General features: G+C 62.7%; 20 protein-coding genes, 2 tRNA genes and 1 pseudogene. 15 read left to right on the plus strand and 8 right to left on the minus strand.

Annotated elements, in window-relative coordinates:
- Position 1 precedes the first annotated feature (1 nt).
- The 3 genes from ACHIRB_RS20405 to ACHIRB_RS20415 all read right to left on the minus strand — a co-directional run bounded on the left by ACHIRB_RS20405 (position 2) and on the right by ACHIRB_RS20415 (position 1331).
- Positions 2 to 973, minus strand: a complete 972-nt coding sequence (locus tag ACHIRB_RS20405; protein WP_395124348.1) for a hypothetical protein — start codon at positions 971 to 973, stop codon at positions 2 to 4.
- Positions 974 to 1055: 82 nt separating this feature from the next.
- A tRNA-Phe gene (locus tag ACHIRB_RS20410) sits at positions 1056 to 1128 on the minus strand.
- 129 nt (positions 1129 to 1257) lie between these two features.
- Positions 1258 to 1331, minus strand: a tRNA-Leu gene (locus tag ACHIRB_RS20415).
- A 129-nt stretch (positions 1332 to 1460) separates the two neighbouring features.
- Here ACHIRB_RS20415 and ACHIRB_RS20420 point away from each other — a divergent pair.
- The 8 genes from ACHIRB_RS20420 to polA all read left to right on the plus strand — a co-directional run bounded on the left by ACHIRB_RS20420 (position 1461) and on the right by polA (position 12539).
- Positions 1461 to 2063 (plus strand): ANTAR domain-containing response regulator, encoded by a 603-nt coding sequence (locus ACHIRB_RS20420; RefSeq protein ID WP_199706667.1) that lies wholly within the window; start codon positions 1461 to 1463, stop codon positions 2061 to 2063.
- 184 nt (positions 2064 to 2247) lie between these two features.
- Positions 2248 to 3483 carry a branched-chain amino acid ABC transporter substrate-binding protein gene (locus ACHIRB_RS20425; protein WP_395124347.1) on the plus strand — a complete coding sequence of 412 codons (1236 nt, stop codon included), beginning with the start codon at positions 2248 to 2250 and terminating at the stop codon, positions 3481 to 3483.
- 99 nt (positions 3484 to 3582) lie between these two features.
- Positions 3583 to 4620 (plus strand): branched-chain amino acid ABC transporter permease, encoded by a 1038-nt coding sequence (locus ACHIRB_RS20430; RefSeq protein WP_395118820.1) that lies wholly within the window; start codon positions 3583 to 3585, stop codon positions 4618 to 4620.
- Positions 4617 to 5858, plus strand: a complete 1242-nt coding sequence (locus ACHIRB_RS20435; protein WP_395124346.1) for a branched-chain amino acid ABC transporter permease — start codon at positions 4617 to 4619, stop codon at positions 5856 to 5858. The genes ACHIRB_RS20430 and ACHIRB_RS20435 overlap by 4 nt, the downstream gene beginning before the upstream one ends.
- On the plus strand, positions 5855 to 6814 hold the full coding sequence (locus tag ACHIRB_RS20440) for an ABC transporter ATP-binding protein (protein ID WP_395124345.1): 960 nt from the start codon (positions 5855 to 5857) through the stop codon (positions 6812 to 6814). The genes ACHIRB_RS20435 and ACHIRB_RS20440 overlap by 4 nt, the downstream gene beginning before the upstream one ends.
- Positions 6815 to 6887: 73 nt before the next feature.
- Positions 6888 to 7601 carry an ABC transporter ATP-binding protein gene (locus ACHIRB_RS20445; RefSeq protein WP_395124383.1) on the plus strand — a complete coding sequence of 238 codons (714 nt, stop codon included), beginning with the start codon at positions 6888 to 6890 and terminating at the stop codon, positions 7599 to 7601.
- A 39-nt stretch (positions 7602 to 7640) separates the two neighbouring features.
- Positions 7641 to 9752 carry a bifunctional serine/threonine-protein kinase/ABC transporter substrate-binding protein gene (locus ACHIRB_RS20450; protein WP_395127767.1) on the plus strand — a complete coding sequence of 704 codons (2112 nt, stop codon included), beginning with the start codon at positions 7641 to 7643 and terminating at the stop codon, positions 9750 to 9752.
- Positions 9753 to 9794: 42 nt separating this feature from the next.
- Positions 9795 to 12539, plus strand: coding sequence for a DNA polymerase I (polA, locus tag ACHIRB_RS20455; RefSeq protein ID WP_395124343.1), 2745 nt, complete (start codon positions 9795 to 9797; stop codon positions 12537 to 12539).
- 59 nt (positions 12540 to 12598) lie between these two features.
- Here the strand turns inward: polA and ACHIRB_RS20460 are convergent, their stop codons facing one another.
- From ACHIRB_RS20460 to ACHIRB_RS20475, 4 genes are all read right to left on the minus strand, one after another.
- A complete protein-coding gene (locus tag ACHIRB_RS20460) occupies positions 12599 to 12964 on the minus strand; it encodes a YciI family protein (protein WP_395124342.1) in 366 nt (121 codons plus the stop codon).
- Positions 12965 to 13059: 95 nt separating this feature from the next.
- A complete protein-coding gene (gene trxA, locus ACHIRB_RS20465) occupies positions 13060 to 13431 on the minus strand; it encodes a thioredoxin (protein ID WP_199706653.1) in 372 nt (123 codons plus the stop codon).
- A 60-nt stretch (positions 13432 to 13491) separates the two neighbouring features.
- Positions 13492 to 14010, minus strand: coding sequence for a 2'-5' RNA ligase family protein (locus tag ACHIRB_RS20470; protein WP_395124341.1), 519 nt, complete (start codon positions 14008 to 14010; stop codon positions 13492 to 13494).
- Between the two features lie 10 nt (positions 14011 to 14020).
- Positions 14021 to 14812: a transglutaminase-like domain-containing protein gene (locus tag ACHIRB_RS20475; RefSeq protein WP_395124382.1), complete on the minus strand. Its 792-nt coding sequence runs from the start codon at positions 14810 to 14812 to the stop codon at positions 14021 to 14023.
- A gap of 122 nt (positions 14813 to 14934) precedes the next feature.
- Here ACHIRB_RS20475 and ACHIRB_RS20480 point away from each other — a divergent pair, with 122 nt between their 5' ends.
- The 5 genes and pseudogenes from ACHIRB_RS20480 to ACHIRB_RS20500 all read left to right on the plus strand — a co-directional run bounded on the left by ACHIRB_RS20480 (position 14935) and on the right by ACHIRB_RS20500 (position 19947).
- A complete protein-coding gene (locus ACHIRB_RS20480; RefSeq protein WP_395118836.1) occupies positions 14935 to 16023 on the plus strand; it encodes an isocitrate/isopropylmalate dehydrogenase family protein in 1089 nt (362 codons plus the stop codon).
- A 197-nt stretch (positions 16024 to 16220) separates the two neighbouring features.
- The gene (locus ACHIRB_RS20485; protein WP_395118838.1) at positions 16221 to 17084 is read left to right on the plus strand and encodes an ABC transporter substrate-binding protein; all 864 of its coding nucleotides are present in this window, start codon (positions 16221 to 16223) and stop codon (positions 17082 to 17084) included.
- 62 nt (positions 17085 to 17146) lie between these two features.
- Positions 17147 to 18097 (plus strand): amino acid ABC transporter permease, encoded by a 951-nt coding sequence (locus ACHIRB_RS20490; protein ID WP_395124340.1) that lies wholly within the window; start codon positions 17147 to 17149, stop codon positions 18095 to 18097.
- Positions 18098 to 18102: 5 nt separating this feature from the next.
- Positions 18103 to 18855, plus strand: coding sequence for an amino acid ABC transporter ATP-binding protein (locus tag ACHIRB_RS20495; protein ID WP_395118922.1), 753 nt, complete (start codon positions 18103 to 18105; stop codon positions 18853 to 18855).
- Positions 18856 to 19010: 155 nt separating this feature from the next.
- Positions 19011 to 19947, plus strand: a pseudogene (locus ACHIRB_RS20500) (alpha/beta hydrolase).
- On the opposite strand, the gene ACHIRB_RS20505 reads toward ACHIRB_RS20500, so the two are convergent.
- Entirely contained in the window at positions 19913 to 20479 is a 567-nt protein-coding gene (locus tag ACHIRB_RS20505) for a TetR/AcrR family transcriptional regulator (RefSeq protein WP_395118924.1), read from the minus strand. The pseudogene ACHIRB_RS20500 and the gene ACHIRB_RS20505 overlap by 35 nt on opposite strands.
- A 200-nt stretch (positions 20480 to 20679) precedes the next feature.
- Here ACHIRB_RS20505 and ACHIRB_RS20510 point away from each other — a divergent pair, with 200 nt between their 5' ends.
- On the plus strand, positions 20680 to 21531 hold the full coding sequence (locus tag ACHIRB_RS20510) for an SPFH domain-containing protein (protein ID WP_395124339.1): 852 nt from the start codon (positions 20680 to 20682) through the stop codon (positions 21529 to 21531).
- Between the two features lie 9 nt (positions 21532 to 21540).
- A complete protein-coding gene (locus ACHIRB_RS20515; RefSeq protein ID WP_395118846.1) occupies positions 21541 to 21693 on the plus strand; it encodes a type II toxin-antitoxin system antitoxin in 153 nt (50 codons plus the stop codon).
- The last annotated feature ends 36 nt before the right edge of the window (positions 21694 to 21729 follow it).

Genomic DNA, 21729 nt, shown 5'->3' on the forward strand with positions numbered 1-21729 from the left:
CTCACGTACGGGTGTAGATCGGCGTCCACTCGTCCTCAGGGACTTCAGCTATGCCGTTGCTATCAACGCTGATACGGCGGACCGAGCGATAGCCCATCTTCCAACGCTCTGCGCGAAGCTTTGCCTTCGTCCGACGGCTCCACCTGCGGCCATTCCACCCCGGAGGGGGTTCGCCACCAGGGCGCCGAAACCAATCAGGTTCTAGGAACACTTCCTTACCCCACTCGTCCAGCTCCGCCGCTCTTATCTCAAGCTCTTCGCGCTCGATTGCGACGTTTTCATTGACCTTGCTCCAGAGCCATCCGTAAAACTCGCGGACTGATTGTGTATATCGCTCGATGATTGGCAGTAGGTCGATCGAGTCTCCTGCAGCTTCGAGGTACGGCTTAACCTTGGGCGCCAAGCCGCTCCACTCGTATAACGGCTTAACCTCAAGAGAGAATTTAAGTTCTATTGCGGATGCCCGCTGACTAGAAGTCCACGTCTCTTTCGGGACGAGTCGGGGCAGGAAGTAATGCTGAGAATAGTTGCGTAATTCCACTAGGAACTCCGCTTCCGCTGTCTCGAAAACCTCGATACGTTTGCTTGTGTATTCGCCCTGCTCGAACGCCGAGAACTCTTTGCCGATCTTCGGCCAGATCGTCCGCAGCACAACACGTTGGCCTGATATGAGCGAGCTGGCGGAGGCCAACACGTTGTGTAGCAATCTCGACAGCTCGTTATCGTATGGCTCACTGACTGCCGAGCTGAACGGCTGCAATCCACGGGATGGATACCTACCGATATGCGCAGCGAGTTCCTCCGCATTTTTCGAGAACGCGTAGGACGCGAGGTTGAGCGACCGAAGCTTCAAGTTGACCTTGTAGGCGTGAGTCGACTCTAGAAACGCCCCGCGCTCCTTATACTCCGCAAGGATCGGGTTCGTCCAGCTCCGCACGACGTGTTCGTCGTTCGGTTCTTCGGTAGTCGTCACTGTTGTGATGCTTCCATGCCGCACCGACATATTCGGTGCGGCGCATCGGCATTCGCGGGGCCAAACCGCGCCGCGTGCCGTACAGACCTGGCGGGGATCGAACCCGCGACAACCTAATCTTCAGTCAGATGCTCTACCAACTGAGCTACAGGCCCAATCACAGCCGAAACTGTGGAGGCTGCGAGCCTAACATCGCCACCGCGGCACCGGGGCGAAACCGGGGTGAGAACGAAGAAACCCCCAGTTCGGCGAGTAGAAAAGTCCGCTAGCTGGGGGATTACCTGTGCCCTCGGTGAGACTCGAACTCACACTGGACGGGTTTTGAATCCGTTTCCTCTGCCAATTGGGATACGAGGGCGTTGCGTCGCCGGTGGTGCAGCGGCGCGAGACACCACTCTAGAGAATGGGCTTCGACGCGCTCGCACCGGTACCCTTGCGTTTCAACTCGGGTGTCGCCCGTTTTGCCGATCAGAGGGGACAAGTGCTCATGAGCGCACCTGCAGCAGGGGGAACCGGACCACGTCGCGTGGTCGTGGCCGAGGACGAGGCCCTGATCAGGATGGATCTGGTCGAGATGTTGTCCGAAGAGGGGTACGAGGTTGTCGGCGAGGCCGGCGACGGTCAGCAGGCTGTCGATCTGACGATCGAGCACAAGCCCGACCTGGTGATCATGGATGTGAAGATGCCGCGCCGCGACGGGATCGATGCCGCGGCCGAAATCGCGACCAAGCGAATTGCACCCGTGGTGATCTTGACCGCATTCAGCCAGCGCGATCTCGTCGAGCGCGCTCGTGATGCGGGCGCAATGGCGTATCTGGTGAAACCGTTCTCGAAGTCGGACCTCGTTCCGGCTATCGAACTCGCGGCGAGCCGGTTCTGGGAGATCACCGCGCTCGAACGCGAAGTGGCGGATTTGTCGGATCGTCTGGAGACCCGCAAGCTCGTCGAACGGGCCAAGGGTGTGTTGATGAAGACGCAGGGGCTATCGGAGCCGCAGGCCTTCAAGTGGATCCAGCGGACCGCGATGGACCGGCGCACCACGATGAAGGCCGTCGCCGAGGTCGTCCTGGACAACCTGAAGTCCGACTAGGCTCTCGCCGCACATATTTTCGCCAGAGCAGATGTTCACCGTACGGATGCCCCGAATGAACTGAATGTGACCGATTTGAGCCCAATGTGATGCGTAGGTAACCCAGCGGGGTTAAGTTCTCTGCGGGCTGGCGCAGTCGGCCCCTCCGGTGTCGCCGGGGAGCAAAAGAACTCGGAGGTGGAACGTGCATCGTCGTACAGCGAGGGGCGCGTTGGTCATTGGGGTCGCGGCCGCGCTGGCATTGGCGGGCTGTAGCGACAAGTCGTCGGACAGTGGATCAACGGACAGCAGCGGAACGTCCGGATCTTCGTCGGCGTCCGGTCTGACCATCAAGCCACAGGTATTGCTCGATTCCGAAGGCAAAGAGGTCGAGTCCAGCAGTGCGAGCGAAGCCGCGGATCCAGCCGGCGACGGAAACGCCACCTGCTCGAACGCTGTGCTGGCCATGGCCGGCGCATTGACGGGTGCAAACGCAGCACTCGGCCAGAACATTCTTATGGGTGCCAAGCTCGCGCTCGACGAGCACAACAAGGCCAACCCGGGGTGCCAGGTCGAAATGAAGCAGTTCGACACGGAAGGCGACCCGCAGAAGGCGACTCAGGTTGCCGGACCGATCACGTCCGACGCCAGCATCATCGGCCTGCTCGGCCCCGCATTCTCGGGCGAGACGAACGCGACCGGCGCACAGTTCAACCAGGCCGGCCTTCCGTTCCTCACCGCATCGGCAACCAACCCGTCGCTCACCGAGAAGGGTTGGACCAACTTCTTCCGTGGCCTCGGCAACGACAACAGCCAGGGTGCTGTCGTCGCGAAGTACCTCACCGGACAGCTCGGCGCCAAGAAGGTCTGCGTCATTCAGGACGACACCGACTACGGCGTCGGCCTCGCGAAGGTTGTCACCGAGAACTTGGGCGAGGCTGCCGACGCGGCATGCTCCGCAAGCGTGAAGTCGGGACAGAAGGACTTCTCGGCAACGGTCTCGCAGATCAAGGGCGAAGAGCCGGACGCAATCTGGTACTCGGGCTACTACGCCGAAGCCGCGCCGTTCGTCACGCAGCTGCGTGAGGGTGGCGTGACGGCAACGTTCAGCTCCGGCGACGGAACGAACGACCCCGAGTTCGTCAAGCAGGCAGGCGAAGCTGCCAAGGACACAATCCTGACGTGCCCGTGTGTTCCCGGTCCCGAGGACTTCGTCACGAAGTACAACGCGCTCAACGGCCAGGATCCCGGCGTCTACTCCGTCGAGGGCTACGACCTGACCACGATCATGCTGAAGGCAATCGACTCCGGCGTGAAGGATCGCGCTGGCATGCTCGCCTTCGTCAAGGCCTACGACGGCCAGGGTGTCGGCAAGCGCTACCAGTGGAACGACAAGGGCGAGTTGGCAAATGCCTTGATCGAGATCTACAAGGTCGGCTGAGAAGAGATCTACTCCTGACCGCGCAGTCGGGCTCCTGCACCATGCAGGGGCCCGGCTGCGCTGTCGCGACGTTGCACCCTCACACTTCGAAAGAGACCTATGATCGCGACCTCATTCACCGACACGGCGAGCATCTACGCCAGTTCGGTCGACTTCAACGTATCGGGGCTCGCAAAGAGCTTCTGGCAGTTGACGGTCGACGGTCTGGCCTACGGCGCGATCTACGCCCTTGTGGCAATCGGCTACACGCTCGTCTACGGCGTGCTCCGCCTGATCAACTTCGCGCACTCCGAGATATTCATGCTCGGGATGTTCGGTCAGTACGTGGCGCTCGAACTGCTCGGCTTCGCGCCGAGCGGCAACGTGTACAAAGAGGGTCTGGCCATGACGGTCGTATTCCTCGGTCTCGCGATGATCTTCGGTATGGCAGTGTCGGGTGGCGCGGCTGTCGCCCTCGAACGAGTTGCCTACCGCCCCCTGCGAAAACGGGGAGCCAAACCGCTCGTCTTCCTGATCACCGCGATCGGAATGTCGTTCGTGCTCCAGGAATTCGTGCACTACGTGCTGCCTAAGATCAAGCCCGGCCTCGGTGGTACCAACGCCCAGCAGCCGATCAAACTTGTACAGCAGGTCGAGGTGTTCAAGATCGGGTCCGCGTCGGTGACGAACGTGACCATCGTGATCATCTTCTCCGCGATCGTGTTGACCGTCTTCACCGATCTGCTGATCAATCAGACCAAGTTCGGTCGCGGCATTCGTGCCGTCGCCCAGGATCCGAATACCGCGACCCTCATGGGCATCTCGCGGGAAAAGATCATCATGTTCACCTTCCTGCTCGGCGGCGTTCTCGCAGGCGCGGCCGCGTTGCTCTACACCCTGAAGATTCCGTCGGGCATCATCTTCAACGGCGGTTTCATCCTCGGTATCAAGGCGTTCGCCGCGGCCGTCCTCGGCGGTATCGGTAATCTCCGCGGTGCGCTGCTCGGTGGTCTGCTGCTCGGTTTGATGGAGAATTACGGTCAGGTCCTGTTCGGAACCGAATGGCGGGATGTTGTGGCCTTCGTACTGCTGATTCTGGTGCTGATGTTCCGCCCGACCGGCATTCTCGGCGAGAGTCTAGGGAGGGCCCGGGTATGACGTCGTTGGAAAAAGGTGGCTCGACAACTCCGCCGCCGCCCGCAGCCCCGCCGGAACTGCCGATCGCACCCGAACGGCCCAAACACGGTGTCGGCGATGCGCTTCGAACCTGGTGGAACGGTCTGTCGCGGCCCATGCAGTGGCTCGTCGGCGTACCGGTCCTGGCAATCATCGCGATCATTCCTGTCTTTCCGCCGCCGCTGCTCGACACTCCTGGCACGTCGTTCTCGGGTGTGATGGCGCAGTTCGCGATGTATGCGTTGATCGCGATCGGGCTGAATGTCGTTGTCGGACAGACCGGTCTGCTCGACCTCGGCTATGTCGGCTTCTACGCGGTCGGTGCGTACACGGTGGGATTGCTGACCAGTCCGAGCAGTCCGTGGAATCAGTCGTCGGAAAACGGCTTCTTCAGCGAGGACTGGGCGTGGCTCTCGTGCCTGCCGCTTGCGGTCGCGATCACCGCGCTCACCGGACTCATTCTCGGGACACCGACGCTCCGGCTTCGCGGTGACTACCTTGCCATCGTCACGTTGGGCTTCGGCGAGATCGTGCGCCTGCTCGCGGACAACCTCAAAGAGGTCACCAACGGTGGTCAGGGGCTGCCGCAGACCGCCTACCCGCACATCGGCGAAACCGCGGAAAATCCGTACGGCATCTTCTCCGCAGGCAACACCGGCAGCGGTATCAACGCAGGTGTGTGGTGGTTCTGGGTCGGCATGGTGCTCGTCGTGATCGTCCTGCTGCTGGTCGGTAACCTCGAGCGGAGTCGCGTCGGGCGTGCCTGGGTTGCGATACGTGAAGACGAGGACGTCGCCGAGATCATGGGCGTGCCGACCTTCAAGTTCAAGCTGTGGGCCTTCACCATCGGCGCCGCCATCGGCGGTCTGTCGGGCGCGCTGTATGCAGGTCAGGTGCAGTTCATCAACCCGACAGGCTTCAACATCATCAACTCGATGCTGTTCCTGTGCATGGTTGTGATCGGCGGCCAGGGCAACAAGATCGGTGTCATCGTCGGTGCGTTCATCATCGTCTATCTGCCGAACCGGGCGATGTCGGTCGAGGTCGGTGACCAGAAACTGGGCGACTACAAGTACCTGTTCTTCGGTCTTGCGCTCGTCGCTCTGATGATTTTCCGGCCGCAGGGGCTGTTCCCGGCACGGCAGAAGTTGCTCGCCTACGGCCGGACGATCTACGGTGCCGTTCGCAAACCCGCCGACCAGATCGGAGGCGCAAAATGACGACACCGGGCCCCGGCGACGCACTGTTCGGTAACGACGACATCGCCGCCAAGATCGATCCCGACGTGCCGGTCGAGTCGGCCGGCACTGTCGACGTCACGCAGATCAATCCCGATCTCGCCGATCCCGAAGCCGTCGCCGAAGCCGTTGCGACGGACCGCGCTATCGATACCGAGGTCGGTGAGGCACTGCTGCGGACCGAGGATCTGACGGTCCGGTTCGGCGGTCTCGTTGCACTCGACGCGGTGAGTTTCGAAATCCGTCGCGGTGAAATCCTCGGCCTGATCGGTCCGAACGGTGCCGGCAAGACGACGTGCTTCAACGCGATCAGCGGCGTCTACCGACCCACTTCGGGGACCGTCTATTTCGACGGCAAACCGCTGACCAAGACCAAGCGCAATGCGATCACGCGTCTCGGTATCGCGCGGACCTTCCAGAACATCCGGTTGTTCAGCGAGATGACGGCACTGGAGAATGTGGTCGTCGGAACCGATGCGCGACACAGGACTTCGGTGTTCGGCGCGATCTTCCGGACCGCGCGACACCGTCGCGAGGAGCGCGACGCCATCACCCGCGGTATGGCTCTGCTCGAGTTCGTCGGCATCGCGCCCCGCGCGGTCGAGAAGGCGAAGAATCTGTCCTACGGTGATCAGCGTCGTCTGGAAATCGCCCGCGCACTCGCGACGGAACCGAAGTTGCTGTGCCTCGACGAGCCCGCCGCAGGCTTCAACCCGAGCGAGAAAGCGTCGCTTATGGACCTGATTCGCAAGATCAGGGACGACGGCTTCACCGTGCTGCTCATCGAGCACGACATGCGCCTCGTCATGGGTGTGACCGACCGAATCGTCGTACTCGAATTCGGCAAGAAGATCGCCGAGGGCGCGCCTGCGGAGATTCGCGACAACCCGGCTGTTATTGCCGCCTACCTAGGGGTGCCCGACGATGTCACGGCATAGAAAACCAGGACCGGATCTCCAGAAGGGGTCGGCGCAGGCTGCGTCGCCCATCGGGTATTCGTCGAACAGCCCCATGCTCGAGGTGCACGACATGGTCGTCAACTACGGCAGAATCCAAGCACTGCATGGCATTTCGCTGCGGGTCGACCACGGCGAGTTGGTGACCCTGCTCGGTGCGAACGGTGCAGGCAAGTCCACGACCATGCGTGCCCTGTCGGGACTGCTGCCGTTGACCCGCGGCAGGATCGTCTTCGACGGACAAGACATCACGCACATGAAGGCGCACGAGCGCGTCAAGGCCGGCATCGTGCAGTCGCCGGAAGGTCGCGGCGTATTTCCCGGCATGACGGTGCAGGAAAACCTCGACATGGGCCATTACTCGCGCAAGTTCGAGAACAAGGCCGCATACAAGGAAACGCTTGACCGTGTCTTCGAACTCTTCCCACGGCTTCTCGAGCGGCGCACCCAGGTCGGTGGCACATTGTCTGGCGGTGAGCAGCAGATGGTCGCCATCGGCCGTTCGCTGATGGCTCGGCCCCGGTTGCTGTTGCTGGACGAACCCTCGATGGGGTTGGCGCCCATGATCATTCAGCAGATTTTCCGCATCATCGCCGAAATCAACGCTGCGGGAACGACGATCCTGCTCGTCGAGCAGAACGCCCAGCAGGCACTGACGCGCACCGATCGCGCGTACATCCTCGAAACCGGCGACGTCACGAAAGAGGGCACCGGCAAAGAGTTGCTTGCGGATCCGTCGATCAAGGCTGCGTACCTGGGCGTCGGCTAGGATTGTTCGGTCAGGGGGTTCCTGCTCAGGGGGTCGTAGTTGCCGTTGCAACCGGGTAGCCGGATCGCGGGATTCACGGTCGAAGGAGTCGTCGGCACCGGCGGCATGGGCACCGTGTACGTCGCCCAGCAGGTCCAACTGCGGCGACGCGTTGCGTTGAAAGTACTGAGCGAAGAGCTGTCGGCGAACGACGAATTCCAGCGTCGATTCACCCACGAGGCGATCCTTGTTGCCCGGCTCTCGCACCCGAACATCGTGGCGATCTACGATCAGGGCCGAGCTGATGGTCACCTGTGGATCGCGATGCAGTTGATCGACGGCACCGACGCTGCCAACGCGCTCCGCGCCGCTGCGGGCCACGGTCTGGACCCCGAGCAGGCAGTCGAGATCGTCGAGCAGATCGCGGCAGCGCTCGATCACGCACACAGTTTCGGGATGGTGCACCGAGACGTCAAGCCGGCAAACATGTTGCTTGAGCTTCCTGAGTCGGGCGGACCCGCCGAGCGAGTTCTGTTGACGGACTTCGGGATTGCCAAGGCAGCCGATTCTTCCGGACTGACGAAGACGAACGGGCTCGTCGCAACGCTCGCCTACGCAGCGCCGGAGCATCTCGAAGCGCTGCCACTCGACGGGCGAGCCGATCAGTACTCGCTGGCGTGCAGTGCCTTCGAATTACTCACCGGCCACACGCCGTTCGACGGCGACAGCGCGGCAGCGCTGATGTTCGCGCACCTGCACCGCACGGCCCCCGCTGTGACATCAGTTGCGCCGCAGCTGCCACGGGCCGTCGACGCCGTCGTTGCACGCGCGATGTCGAAGAAGCCCTCCGACCGATTCGACTCCTGTGCCGAGTTCGCCGCGCAGTTACGTCCGTCGTTGGTTCCGAAGCAACAAACGATGCGGTTCGACTCCGAGCCGATTTTCGCCGAGCCGATACCCGACGAGTTCGTAGTGGCGCAGCCTGCGCCGCGCCGACCGCGGACGGCGCGGCATCCAGCCTTGCTCGCGGTGTCGCTTGCCCTTGTCGCCGTCCTCGTCGGTGCCGTGCTGATCTCGAAGTGGCCGGGCGGCAACGACTCGGATCAGCGGCAGCCCGCATTCGCCGTTGCAAGCGATACGAACGCCTACTTCCAGATTGCCGCGGACGGTAGCCCGGTTGCTCGCGCGAGCACGATGGCCGCCGATCCCGCAGGCTCGGGTGCAGCCACCTGCAGCGACCTCACCTTGGCTGTCGACGGTAACCAGGATTCGCCGAGTCTGGCCGAGGCCGTTCGCAACGGCGCGGGCTTGGCGGTCGACGCACACAACGCCGCGAATCCGGATTGTGTTGTCGCACTGCGGACCGTGGACAGTGGGTCCGCGGTGGCAACGACTGCCGACCCCTCGGTCATCGGGTTGATCGGCCCGACCACGTCCGCAGGTGTCGATTCGCTCGGACCTGCGCTCGACCGGGCGGGAATGGTGTTCGTGACGCCGACAGCGAGTCAGTCGGACCTCGTCGCTCGCGGTTTCACGTCGTTCTTCCGTGCGACAGCGGACAATTCGGTGCTGACCCAAGCCGCGGCGAGGTATCTGGAGCGAACCTTCGAATCGGTATGTGTCCTCAATGCCGATGCCGAGCTCAGTAGGGTCCGAGCCGACGACGTGCAAGCCGTCCTCGGTGCAAAGGCAGATCCGAACTGCTCGGGTGAGATCGATTCGCTCGACGCGGTTGCCGAGGACATCGGTGTTGCTGCGCCGGCCGCGGTCTACCTGAGCGCCGACGAATCGACCGCGCTCGAACTTCGCAAGCGCATTGTCGAATCGGTCGTCTTGGTCGGTGACGACGGTATGTACGGACCCGATTTCGCGAGCAGCCATTCCGACGCAAGCGGGCAGACGATCGCGACCTGTGGCTGCGCACCCGCGCCCGACGATTTCGCTGCCGCCTATCGCGCCGCCCACGGCACCCAACCAGGACTGTGGGCAGCGGAGGCCTACGACATCGCGACGATCATGCTCTTGGGTATCGATTCCGGTGCCGTGGACCGCGCTGCGCTGCGGAATTACGTACGGACCTACTCGGGTCCGGGCATCGCGAGAGACTACCGGTGGCTCGAATCGGGAGAACTGGCTGCGCCGAGTGTCTGGGCTTATCGGGCTGGGAAGTGAGCCAGGCGTGACGTGTCGGAGTCGTTCCCTAGACTCGACGCCGTGAGCCCCGCAACCGATCAACGTGCCAAGCCGTCCGCTACCGACAAGGCAGCAGCGGAGGCCGGAAAACAGCCGACGCTGATGTTGCTCGACGGGCACTCGTTGGCGTTCCGGGCGTTCTTCGCCCTCCCCGCCGAGAACTTCAAGACCCAGAGCGGGCAGACCACCAACGCGGTGTACGGGTTCACCGCGATGCTCATCAACATCATGCGAGACGAAGCGCCGACGCATATCGCGGCAGCGTTCGACGTCTCGCGGCAGACCTTCCGTGCCGAGGCCTATCCGGAATACAAGGCGAACCGCAGCAGCCCGCCGGACGAGTTCAAGGGTCAGGTCGACCTGACCAAAGAGGTATTGGGCGCCTTGGGTATTCCCGTCATGGCGCAGGCCGGGGTCGAGGCCGACGACATCATCGCGACGCTGACGACGCAGGCGGTACCGCTCGGCTATCGCGTGCTGATCGTTACCGGCGATCGCGATGCCATTCAGCTGGTGAACGAGAACGTCACGGTGTTGTACCCGCGTAAGGGCGTCTCCGAGCTCACGCGGTTCACACCGCAAGAGGTGGAAGCGAAGTACGGCCTCACACCGAGCCAGTACCCGGATTTCGCTGCACTGCGCGGCGACCCGAGTGACAACCTCCCCGGCATACCCGGCGTGGGGGAGAAGACCGCCACCAAGTGGATCAAGGAGTACGGCGATCTGAATACACTCGTCGACCGCGTCGACGAGGTACGCGGCAAGGTCGGCGACGCGTTGCGCGCAAATCTGGCGCATGTGCTGATGAATCGCCAACTCACCGAGTTGCTGCGGACAGTCGAGTTGCCGTACACCCCCGACCAGCTCGAGCACGGTCCGTGGGATCGCACCAAGATCCATCAGCTTTTCGACGACCTCGAGTTTCGTGTTCTTCGTGACCGACTGTTCGAGACGCTCGCCTCGCCGGAGCCCGAAGCCGACGAGGGCTTCGAGATCAGTGGCGGCGCGATCGCGCCGGGCGAACTCACAGCATGGCTTGCCACGCACGCCTCGACCGGCGAGCGGCACGGCGTCACCGTGGCGGGAAAGACAACGCCGTACGGCGGCGACGTCACCTCGATCACGATCGCGGCGTCGGACGGCGAGGGTGGCTACATCGACGTCACTGCGCTGACACCCGAAGACGAACAGGCGCTTGGTAGTTGGCTCGCGGATGTGTCGCAGCCGAAGGCGCTGCACGAGGCGAAGGCTGCGATGCACGCCCTGCATGGGCGCGGCTGGGTCCTCGGCGGCCTGACGACCGACACCGGTCTCGCTGCCTACCTGGTTCGCCCCGGCCAGCGGACCTTCGCACTCGACGACCTGTCGTTGCGCTACCTGCGTCGCGAACTGCGCGTCGAGAAGTCGGAGCAGGGCCAGCTGTCGTTGCTCGACGACGAGGACGAGGTAGTGACCGCAGCGGCCGAAGCCGAGATCCTGCGCGCTCAGGCGATCGTCGACCTCGCGGCCGCATTCGACACCGAGTTGGAAACGATCGAGTCGACCGCGTTGCTGACCGAGATGGAGCTGCCGCTGCTCACAGTTCTTGCCGACCTCGAAACGGTCGGCATCGCAATGGATCTCGATCATCTGCACGATCTGCAGAGCCGCTTCGCCGACGAGGTTGCCCGTGCGGCGAACGAGGCGTACGAGGTGATCGGCGAGCAGATCAACCTGGGGTCGCCGAAGCAGTTGCAGACCGTGCTCTTCGAGAAGCTCGACATGCCTAAGACCAAGCGCACCAAAACCGGCTACACCACGGATGCGGACGCGTTGGAAGGCCTGTTCGAGAAGACCCAGCATCCGTTCCTCGAGCACCTGCTCGCCCATCGCGACGCGACCAGGCTCAAGGTGACGGTCGACGGACTGCTCAAGGCGGTGTCCGACGACGGCCGGATCCACACGACGTTCAATCAGACGATTGCCGCGACAGGACGACTGTCGTCGGTCGAGCCGAACCTGCAGAACATTCCGATCCGCACCGACACGGGTCGCCAGATCCGGGACGGCTTCGTCGTCGGGCCGGGGTTCGACATGCTGATGACGGCCGACTACAGCCAGATCGAGATGCGGATCATGGCCCACCTATCCCGCGACGAAGGGTTGATCGAAGCCTTCAACACGGGGGAGGACCTCCATACCTTCGTCGCGTCCAAGGCGTTCGGAGTGCCGATCGACGAGGTCACCCCCGAACTGCGTCGCCGAGTCAAGGCGATGTCGTACGGCTTGGCTTACGGTCTGAGCGCCTACGGACTGTCGGCACAACTGAAGATCAGTACCGAAGAAGCCAAAGAGCAGATGGAGACGTACTTCTCCAGGTTCGGCGGCGTTCGCGACTATCTGCGCGACGCTGTCGACGAAGCACGCAAGGTCGGCTACACGTCGACGCTGTTCGGTCGGCGGCGGTATCTGCCCGACCTCGACAGCAGCAATCGGCAGCGTCGTGAAGTTGCCGAGCGGGCAGCGTTGAACGCACCGATCCAGGGGACCGCGGCAGACATCATCAAGGTGGCAATGATCAACGTGCAGGCCGCGATTCGCGAAGCAGGTCTGCAATCGCGGATGTTGTTGCAGATTCACGACGAATTGTTGTTCGAGGTTGTCGCCTCCGAACGTGAGCAACTCGAAACGATCGTTCGCGAGAAGATGGCGTCGGCCATCGCCCTCGATGTTCCGCTCGATGTGTCGGTCGGCACCGGTCGCAGTTGGGACGCTGCGGCGCACTAACAGTCGCACACGACAAACGGCCGGCACGCTGGTGCGTGCCGGCCGAATGTCGGATCTGGTTAAAAGTCTTCTGCGCCGTACAGCTGGCGGACCTCGATCTCGCCCTCCCACTCGGGCCAAAGCTCCTTGTGGAGTTCGAGCAGCCACTTTGCACTGGCGACGGCTTCCTCGCGAGAGTTCAGCTTCTGGATGGCGTAGCCGCCAACCAATTCCTTCGCCTCGCTGTAGGGTCCGTCCAGCACACGCACCGAGCCGCCGGTCAGCGTGACGTTCGCTCCGCCGCCGTCGAGCGTTCCGATGCCACCGGAATCGAGAAGAATTCCTTTCGCAGCATCGCGCGCGCCCGCTTCGGCGATCGCGTCCATCAGAGCCTGCGGCGGTGGGCCGAAGTCACCTGCACTGTGCACCCAGCTGATGTATCGCATGTCGTTCCCCATTCGTCGGATTCGTGTCGAAGGACATTTTCTGTCTTCACAAACAGCGTCGAACGGCTTCGGCCATTTTCGACACGTATCCAAAATTACTTGGAGGCGGCTTCCTGATCAGCGATCTGGCGGCGGACGTCGTCCATGTCGAGGCCCTTGATCTGGGTCAGCAGGTCTTCGAGCGCTGGTGCCGGGAGCGCGCCTGGCTGAGCGAAGACCAGTACGCCTTCACGGAAAGCCATCAGCGTCGGGATCGACCGAATGTTCGCGGCGCTGGCGAGTCCCTGCTCTGCCTCGGTGTCCACCTTGCCGTGCAGGACATCGGGGTGCGCGTCCGAAGACTTCTCGAAGGTCGGCGCGAAGCTGCGGCACGGTCCGCACCACGACGCCCAGAAGTCGACCAAGACGATGTCGTTCGAGGTCACGGTCTCGTCGAAGTTTTCTTGGGTCAGGGTCTGAGTGGCCACTGCGGTCCTTTCGCTAGGTTGCAATCACTTGAACGCTTTTGCTGTCGAGTTTCTTCCAACTCACGTTATCTGCCAGTTCAGGCGATTGTCGCTGTCCCAACGGCGGATACCCGCGACGTACCCGGTGATGTCCGGTTCGTCGAGCACCGTTGCCACTGCGGACCCGAGACGGTCACGAGGTAGCCGACGGGCGAGGGTGACGTGCGGTGTCCACTCGTCCGGTGCCAAGTTCGCCTGTGTGCCAGGACATTCCGCGACGATGTCGTGGATCCGACGGTGCAGGGCGAGCAACGGGGCCGACGGAACGACGAGCCTGACAAGTACCGCACCCGGACCTTTCGACACTCGTGCCCGAAACAGCACGATCGCGCCGACTCGAACCGGGATGGGAATGAAATCGAGTTCGCGTTCGAGTCGCTGCTCGACGGAAGGCCACAGTTCGGAGGCAACGGCCGCGGTGACGTGCGGCCGATGGTGACCGCCCTGAGCGGGCAGGCCAGCGTCGACGAGCAGTTGCCATTGCGCAATTACCGCTGCCTCGGCATCCTCGTCGAGCAGCAACTCCACTGACTGAACCACGCGATCAAGATTAGGTCAGCGACACGAGCTCGGTGATGTCGTCGATCGGAAGCTCACCGTCGACGACGGCAGTGACCGTCGAGCTGTTGAGTGTGATGGCACCGTTGTGGTTGTCGAGGAATGCGGTATCGGCAGCGTCGCGGCCCGTCGCGATTCGAATCAGGGTGGACCGTGGTGCGAGGCAGGTCGCGTCGACGACGCGCCACCTGCCACCGACGAATCCCTCGGCGACGGCATGGAAGTCCATCGGATCGCATCCGGGCGCATAGACCGCGACGAGTCGCGCAGGCACGTTGACCGCCCGCAGCATCGCGACGACAAGGTGCGCGTAGTCGCGGCAGACGCCTGCCCCGGCGAGCAGCGTGTCGGTGGCACCGTCGATCGGATCACTGCTGCCCGGAACGTATTGCAACCGACGGCCGACCCATGCGGAAATCTTTTCGAGCACTTCCTCGGAATCGGCGTAGTCGCCGAATTCCGTTGCGGCGAAACCGTAGAACTTGTCGGATTCCGCGTACCGGCTCGGGCGTAGGTACAGCGACTTGTCGTAGTTGGTGATCGGCGCTGGATGTGTGTTGCCGAGCACGGTGGCGTCGTATTCGACCTGGAGGCTGCCGACTCCCGCGTCGAAGACATGGATGCGATTGCCATGTGGGCCACTGACTTCGGTGGCATCGACGGGTTTGCCGTCGAGCAGAAAGACGAGCTTCTCGGTCACGGTCGCACCGGGATGCGGCGCGACCGCGATCTGGAACTCCAGGCTCGTCGGCGCGGTGATCGAGATATCGAGGCGCGCGGACATGTCGCGTTTGAGCACAAAAATCCTCTGTTCGAGTGGGAAGGCGAGTGCGTGAAGAATTACCCGAGTTCGAATTCGGCGAAACCGTGACGCTGCCCACCACAACCGTAGGCGATGATGTTCCGATGAGCAGTGTGGAATCGAATGCACTCCGCCTCGGATCGATCGAGGGCGACGGAATCGGACGCGAGATCGTCACCGAGACAATGCGAGTGGTGGAGGAAGCCCTTGCCGCAGCGCATGCGCCGATGGTGGCGTGGACACCGTTGCTGATGGGCCACGCCGCGATCGACGAGCACGACTCGCCGCTGCCGGAATCGACTTTCGATGAGCTGACGGGACTGGATGGCTGGGTGATGGGTCCGCATGACAGTGCGTCCTATCCGGCCGAACATCGGGTCGGTCCGCCTCCGGGTGGGGCGATCCGGAAGCGATTCGATCTGTACGCCAATATCCGTCCGGCTCGCGCATTCACCGGGGTGCGGTCGATGTCGCCGCGGATGGATGTCGTGATCGTCCGGGAGAACAGCGAGGGTCTCTACGCCGACCGAAACATGTTCGCAGGATCCGGTGAATTCAAACCGACGCGCGACGTCGCACTCTCGGTCGGCGTCATCACCCGCCAGGCGACGGAACGTATCGCGCACGTGGCATTTCGGCTCGCCCGAACCAGACGCAAGCACGTGACGATCGTGCACAAGGCCAACGTCCTGCCGATGACGACGGGACTCTTTCGCGACGTGTGCAAGGAGGTCGCGCAGCAGTATCCAGACGTCGTCGTCGACGACGAACATGTGGATGCGATGGCCGCGCACCTGGTTCGGCGTGGCGAGGATTTCGACGTTGTGGTCACGGAGAACCTGTTCGGCGACATTCTGTCCGACCTCGCAGCAGAACTCGGTGGGTCGCTCGGCACCGCGGCGTCGCTGAATTGCTCGGACACCATTGCCATGGCACAGGCTGCGCACGGTGCCGCGCCGACCATCGCCGGTCGAAATCGTGCCAATCCGTCGGCCCTGTTCCTGTCCGCAGCGATGTTGTTGCGGTGGTTGGGGGAGCGTCGTTCCGATCCGGCGCTGACGCATGCGGGGGATCGAATCGAACACGGTGTGGCCGCAACGTTCGAGGCAGGGACCGCGACAGCTGATCTTGGTGGACTCGCGTCGACGAGTGAATTCACTGAGCATGTGCTCGCCAGAATTCGTAAGCGCTGAATCCCACTTCCGGCGGACCTATTCCGGTCCAGGTCGGCATCGTCCAACGGCTTTACGGTCCGTGGATCGCGAGTCGATAACGTCGCACAGTCGCCCGGTTGGGTCTAACCTGTGCCGAAAGTCGAAATTATCTGGAGGCAGCAGTGTCTGGTCGGACGGTATTTGCCCGTAGTCGCTTCGCACGCACGGTGTGTGTGATGGCGAGCGGCGCAGCCCTTGTTCTTGCGGGTTGTGCGGACAACAGCGACAGCGGGGGTTCGGGTACCGAGACCGCCACCGTCGAGGTCGAGAAGGTGGACGCGATCGCGGCCGAACTCCCCGAGAAGGTGAAGAGTTCGGGCAAGTTGGTTGTCGGCGTGAACGTTCCGTACGCGCCGAACGAGTTCAAGGATGGCAGCGGCAAGCTCGTCGGCTTCGACGTCGATCTGATGAACGCCATCGGCAAGGTGCTCGGCGTGACGCCGGAGTACGCCGAATCCGACTTCGACAAGATCATCCCCGCGATCCAGGCTGGAACGTACGACGTGGGAATGTCGTCGTTCACCGACTCCAAGGAGCGCGAGCAGACGGTCGACTTCACGACCTACTTCAGCGCAGGTATCCAGTGGGCGCAGCAGACCGGTAAGCCGATCGATCCCAACAATGCGTGCGGCAAGAAGGTCGCGGTCCAGTCGACCACGGTCGAGGACACCGACGAGATCCCGGCCAAGAGTGAGAAGTGCGTCGCCGAAGGCAAGCCGCCGATCGACAAGCAGAAGTTCGATCGTCAGGACGACGCAGCCAGCGCACTCGCGTTGGGCAAGGTGGACGCGATGTCGGCCGATTCGCCGGTGACGGCGTACGCGATCAAGCAGAGCAACGGCAAGCTCGAACCAGCCGGTGAACTCTTCGACTCGGCACCGTACGGTTGGCCGGTCGCCAAGGGCTCTCCGATGGCGGGCGTACTCCAGAAGGCGCTGCAGCACCTGATCGACGATGGCAGCTACCTGAAGATCGCCGAGAACTGGGGCGTCGAGGCAGGCGTGATCGAAAAATCGGTGATCAACGGCGCTGTCAACTGATTCACCACGGAAGAGCCGGATTTACAGACCACTGACCGCACAGCGCACAACAGGAGAGTCACGTGTCCGAAACGCGGCCTGTGGTCGACGGCGCGTCGGCGGAGCCGGAGGCCATCAAGGCCATCCCGCTTCGTCGGCCCGGCCGTTGGATCGCTGCGATAGTCGTACTGATACTGGTCGCCCTTTTCGTCTACGGGGCGGCGACAAACGCCGCTTACGGCTGGGATACCTACGGGAAATACCTTTTCGACCAACGCATTTCGGCCGCCGCCTGGGTGACCGTCAAGCTGACCGTGCTCGCGATGGCCATCGCGATCGCACTCGGTGTTCTACTCGCGGTGATGCGACTGTCGCCGAACCCGGTGCTGCGGTCGGCGGCGTGGGTGTATCTGTGGTTCTTCCGTGGCACACCCGTCTATGTGCAGTTGGTGTTCTGGGGGCTGTTCCCGTCGCTGTACAAGACGATCGATCTAGGTATCCCGTTCGGCCCGCAATTTGTGCACTTCGACATCCAATCGCTCAGTGCGGCTTTTCTGTTCGCGATGATCGGGCTCGGACTCAACGAGGCCGCCTACATGGCGGAGATCGTGCGGGCCGGTATCAATTCGGTCGGGGAGGGGCAGACGGAAGCGTCGACAGCCCTTGGTATGTCGTGGTCGCAGACCATCCGGCGCACCGTGCTGCCGCAGGCCATGCGGGTGATCATTCCGCCGACGGGCAATGAGCTCATCAGCATGCTGAAGACCACGTCGTTGGTTACAGCAGTTCCACTGAGTACGGAGTTGTACGGCGTCGCACGCGACATCTCGGGAACCAACTTCCAGCCGGTGCCACTACTGATGGTGGCTATGACCTGGTACCTGGCGATCACGAGCGTTCTGATGGTCGGCCAGTTCTATCTGGAGCGGCATTTCTCGAAGGGTGCGTCGCGGAAACTGACGACCAAACAACTGGAGGCGCTGGCGACGATGCAGGGCACAGGCGGTCAAGGCGTGGGAGGTGGGACAACGTGACTGTCATGGTGAAGGCTGAACGGGTCTGCAAGAGTTTCGGCGCACTCAGGGTGCTCAAGGGCATCACACTCGAGATCGAGCGTGGCCAGGTGTTGTGCCTGGTCGGCCCGTCGGGCTCGGGGAAATCCACGTTTTTGCGCTGCATCAACCACCTCGAGGTGGTGAATGCGGGTCGGCTGTACGTCGACGGCGAGCTTGTCGGGTATCGCGAGAAGAACGGCAAGCTGTACGAAATGCCGGCGAAGGCCGCTGCCAAGCAGCGCCGCGACATTGGAATGGTCTTCCAACATTTCAACCTGTTTCCACATCGGACGGCCCTCGAGAACATCATCGAGGCTCCGACACAGGTGAAGGGCACCAAGAAGGTCGATGCAGTCAAGCGTGCCAAGGATCTGCTCGATCAGGTCGGGCTGGCGGAGAAGGCAAATGCCTATCCGGCACAGCTTTCCGGTGGGCAGCAGCAACGAGTCGCCATCGCACGAGCGCTGGCAATGGACCCCAAGCTGATGTTGTTCGACGAGCCGACGTCTGCGCTCGATCCGGAGTTGGTCGGTGAGGTGCTCGGCGTGATGCGTCAACTCGCGAAAGACGGTATGACGATGGTCGTCGTGACCCACGAGATGGGTTTCGCGCGGGAAGTCGCGGACCAACTTGTGTTCATGGACGAAGGCGTCGTCGTCGAATCCGGCAATCCCCGTGAGCTGCTTGCCAATCCGCAGCAGGACCGGACGAAACTGTTCTTGTCGAAACTGCTCTAGCGGTCGAGGCGGGGTATCCGAGCCAAACCTGAGCACGCCTGCGCTTCGGGGCATGGTGACACCATGTTTGCGCAGGTAGACGGTCTTTCCGGGCTACTTGCCTGGCTGGATGAACGCGAGTTGTGGCTGTGTGGCCGCTGCATGACGCTTGAGACATGGAATTCGCCGCTTACGCAAAGTTTCTGCCCGAGACGTTTCGAGCCGAACCGCTGATCGCCCCGACCTCGACGTGGTGGTCGTGGCGGGGGCGCACGGTGCACATCGCCCGTGCGATCGACGATGCCGCGCCGGTGCGCGTTCTGGTCAATCCACGGTGGCGGCGGGTACAGCGGCGCGTTGTGGCCGTTCGCCGCACTCGTGGCCAGTGCAGGCGTCGAGGTACTGGCCCCGGACCTGCCGCTCTACGGCGACACCATCGAACCCCATCCGAACGCGGTCCGCTACGGCGACTGGATCGACCTGCTCTGCGACTTGGTCGAGGCTGAACACAACCGGGACGCCCGACCGATCGTCCTGTTCGGCGCGAGCCTCGGCGGGATGATGGCCTACGAGGTCGCCGCGAGAACCGGCCTGATCGGTCACGTTGTCGCGACCTGTCTGCTGGACCCGGCTGATGTCGCCGCTCGGCGGGCCATGGCACGTTTCGGCGCTACGGGCGCGGTGTCGCCGTCGCTGTTGCGTGCGGCGAACCCGCTCATCGGACGGTTGCGGGTGCCGATCCGCTGGCTCGCAGACTTGAACAACATGAGTCTCGACCCGGCCCTGTCACGGCTGTGCGCGAACGACCCGAGAGGTGGTGGCGTTCGGGTCCCCATCGGTTTTCTCGAAAGCTATCTGAACTACGAACACACTCGGCCTGAGACGTTCGCTGCCGCGAAAGTCACCCTGACTCATCCAGCCGCTGACCGGTGGACCCCACCGGAGATCAGCATCCGGTTCCTCGAACGGATCGCAGGCCCGACCGAACTTCAGCTGCTCGACAACTGCGGTCACTATCCGATCGAAGAGCCAGGCCTGAGCCAACTCGCGGCAACGCTTCGAGCCGTGCTCGCGGAGTTCACAGATCGCGCGGACGACCGACCTCGGGTGTAGCAGGCGCGGGCAGCAGTCGCTGAACCAAGTCCTGTAGGTGGTCGACGTCGAGAGTGTGCCGGGTGAGCACCCGGTGCACGTGCGCGTCTACCGCGTGGAACACGGTCTGCGCCGTCAATGCCGGATCGTCGCCACCGCGCTCGGTACGTCGCAGGTGGTATTCGACCTCGCCGGTGATGTGTTCTTCCATGGCGCGTAGCGCTTCGAGGTCGGCTGGTGACCGTGGAGCGAGCCGATGCATCAGCGCGTGCAGGGCGGGCCGATCGCGATGCACTGCCACGATCACGTCGAGGATCGCCCGCATCGCGGTGTCGAAGGGTGGGTCCTCGCGACGTAGTTGTGCGAACACGGTATCGAGCTGTCGGCAAGCCTCGACGATATGCCGTTCGGCAAGTGCGCGCAGCAGCGCATGTTTGTTCGGAAAGTATTGGTAGACAGTGCCGATCGACACTCCAGCGCGTTCTGCAATGCGATTCGTCGTCGTCCCGAGTCCTTCGCGTGTGAACAGTTGCGCCGCGGCTTCCAACACCACGTCGACGGTGTCGCGGGACCGACGCTGGCGAGGGTGTTTTCGTGGTGTGTCGATGATGGCCCCCACTATCTGCCAGTTGTTCGGGTCGGCGTGTGTCCTTCAGGTGAACGTACCGCCACCGCGTCGGGAAGTGGTGCGCGTCGGATATTCCTGAGCTACTATAGTGATATCACTTTGGTAGCACGAGAAAGGGCAATGCAATGGAGCGACAAGCTTTTCGGGTAAACGGGTTCTTGGTGTTGTTGGCGGTGTTCGTCGTTGCCGGCCTTGCTGGTGGGCTCACCGTCGCGACGATGAATCCCATCGTCGGTGTCGGCGCAGTTGTCGTGGGCGTCGTGTTGTTGCTCGTCATGTCCGGGTTTACAGTCATCAACCCGAACGAGTCGAAGGTCGTCCAGTTCTTCGGCCGCTACGTCGGATCGGTCAACGATGCAGGGTTCCTCTGGGTGCTTCCGCTGTCGACCAAGAAGCGAATCACGTTGCGGGTCCGCAACTTCGAGACGGCAAAGCTCAAGGTCAACGACGCCGACGGCAACCCCGTCGAGATCGCGGCTGTCGTCGTCTACAAGGTGATCGACAGTGGTAAAGCAGCATTCGCGGTCGACGACTACGAGGAGTACATCGCGATCCAGTCCGAGGCGGCGGTCAGGCACCTTGCAACGACGCATCCGTACGACTCGCACGAGGAGGGGCGCACCAGCTTGCGGGACGGCGCGGAGGTCGCGTCCGAACTCACCGTCGAACTGAGCGATCGCACCGCTCTTGCGGGCGTCGAAGTCATCGAAGCGCGCATCACGCACCTCGCCTACGCGCCTGAGATTGCGCAATCGATGCTGGTCCGCCAGCAGGCGTCGCAGGTCGTCGCGGCACGCACCCGAATCGTCGAAGGTGCGGTCGGGATGGTCGGCCTCGCAATCGAGCGGTTGGCCGAGCAGGGCGTCGTCGAACTCGACGAGGACCGCAAGGCGACCATGGTCTCCAACCTGCTGGTGGTGCTGTGCGGCGATCGGGCCGTGCAACCGGTCGTCAACACCGGCACGATCTATGGCTGAGCCGCTGTCATGGCTGAGCGAAAGAAGATTCTCCTTCGGCTCGATCCTGTAGTCCACGACGCAATGGCCAAGTGGGCGTCCGACGACCTACGCAGCGTGAACGCGCAGATCGAATACGCGTTGCGGATGGCCTTGAAGCAGGCGGGCCGATCGGCAAAGTGAGATGAGGGGTTCTCTGACTCCGTCGTACGACGGCAG

This window comes from Antrihabitans spumae (assembly GCF_043944905.1).
Lineage (GTDB): Bacteria > Actinomycetota > Actinomycetes > Mycobacteriales > Mycobacteriaceae > Antrihabitans > Antrihabitans spumae.

Excerpts from the sequence above, each read along its gene's own strand:
- ACHIRB_RS20435 (WP_395124346.1), top strand. The coding sequence starts at position 4,617 with ATGACGTCGTTGGAAAAAGGTGGCTCGACAACTCCGCCGCCGCCCGCA.
- ACHIRB_RS20420 (WP_199706667.1), top strand. The coding sequence starts at position 1,461 with ATGAGCGCACCTGCAGCAGGGGGAACCGGACCACGTCGCGTGGTCGTG.
- ACHIRB_RS20495 (WP_395118922.1), top strand. The coding sequence starts at position 18,103 with ATGGTGAAGGCTGAACGGGTCTGCAAGAGTTTCGGCGCACTCAGGGTG.
- ACHIRB_RS20515 (WP_395118846.1), top strand. The coding sequence starts at position 21,541 with ATGGCTGAGCGAAAGAAGATTCTCCTTCGGCTCGATCCTGTAGTCCAC.
- ACHIRB_RS20460 (WP_395124342.1), bottom strand. The coding sequence starts at position 12,964 with ATGCGATACATCAGCTGGGTGCACAGTGCAGGTGACTTCGGCCCACCG.
- ACHIRB_RS20475 (WP_395124382.1), bottom strand. The coding sequence starts at position 14,812 with ATGTCCGCGCGCCTCGATATCTCGATCACCGCGCCGACGAGCCTGGAG.
- ACHIRB_RS20480 (WP_395118836.1), top strand. The coding sequence starts at position 14,935 with ATGAGCAGTGTGGAATCGAATGCACTCCGCCTCGGATCGATCGAGGGC.
- ACHIRB_RS20440 (WP_395124345.1), top strand. The coding sequence starts at position 5,855 with ATGACGACACCGGGCCCCGGCGACGCACTGTTCGGTAACGACGACATC.
- ACHIRB_RS20510 (WP_395124339.1), top strand. The coding sequence starts at position 20,680 with ATGGAGCGACAAGCTTTTCGGGTAAACGGGTTCTTGGTGTTGTTGGCG.
- ACHIRB_RS20430 (WP_395118820.1), top strand. The coding sequence starts at position 3,583 with ATGATCGCGACCTCATTCACCGACACGGCGAGCATCTACGCCAGTTCG.
- ACHIRB_RS20485 (WP_395118838.1), top strand. The coding sequence starts at position 16,221 with ATGGCGAGCGGCGCAGCCCTTGTTCTTGCGGGTTGTGCGGACAACAGC.
- ACHIRB_RS20445 (WP_395124383.1), top strand. The coding sequence starts at position 6,888 with ATGCTCGAGGTGCACGACATGGTCGTCAACTACGGCAGAATCCAAGCA.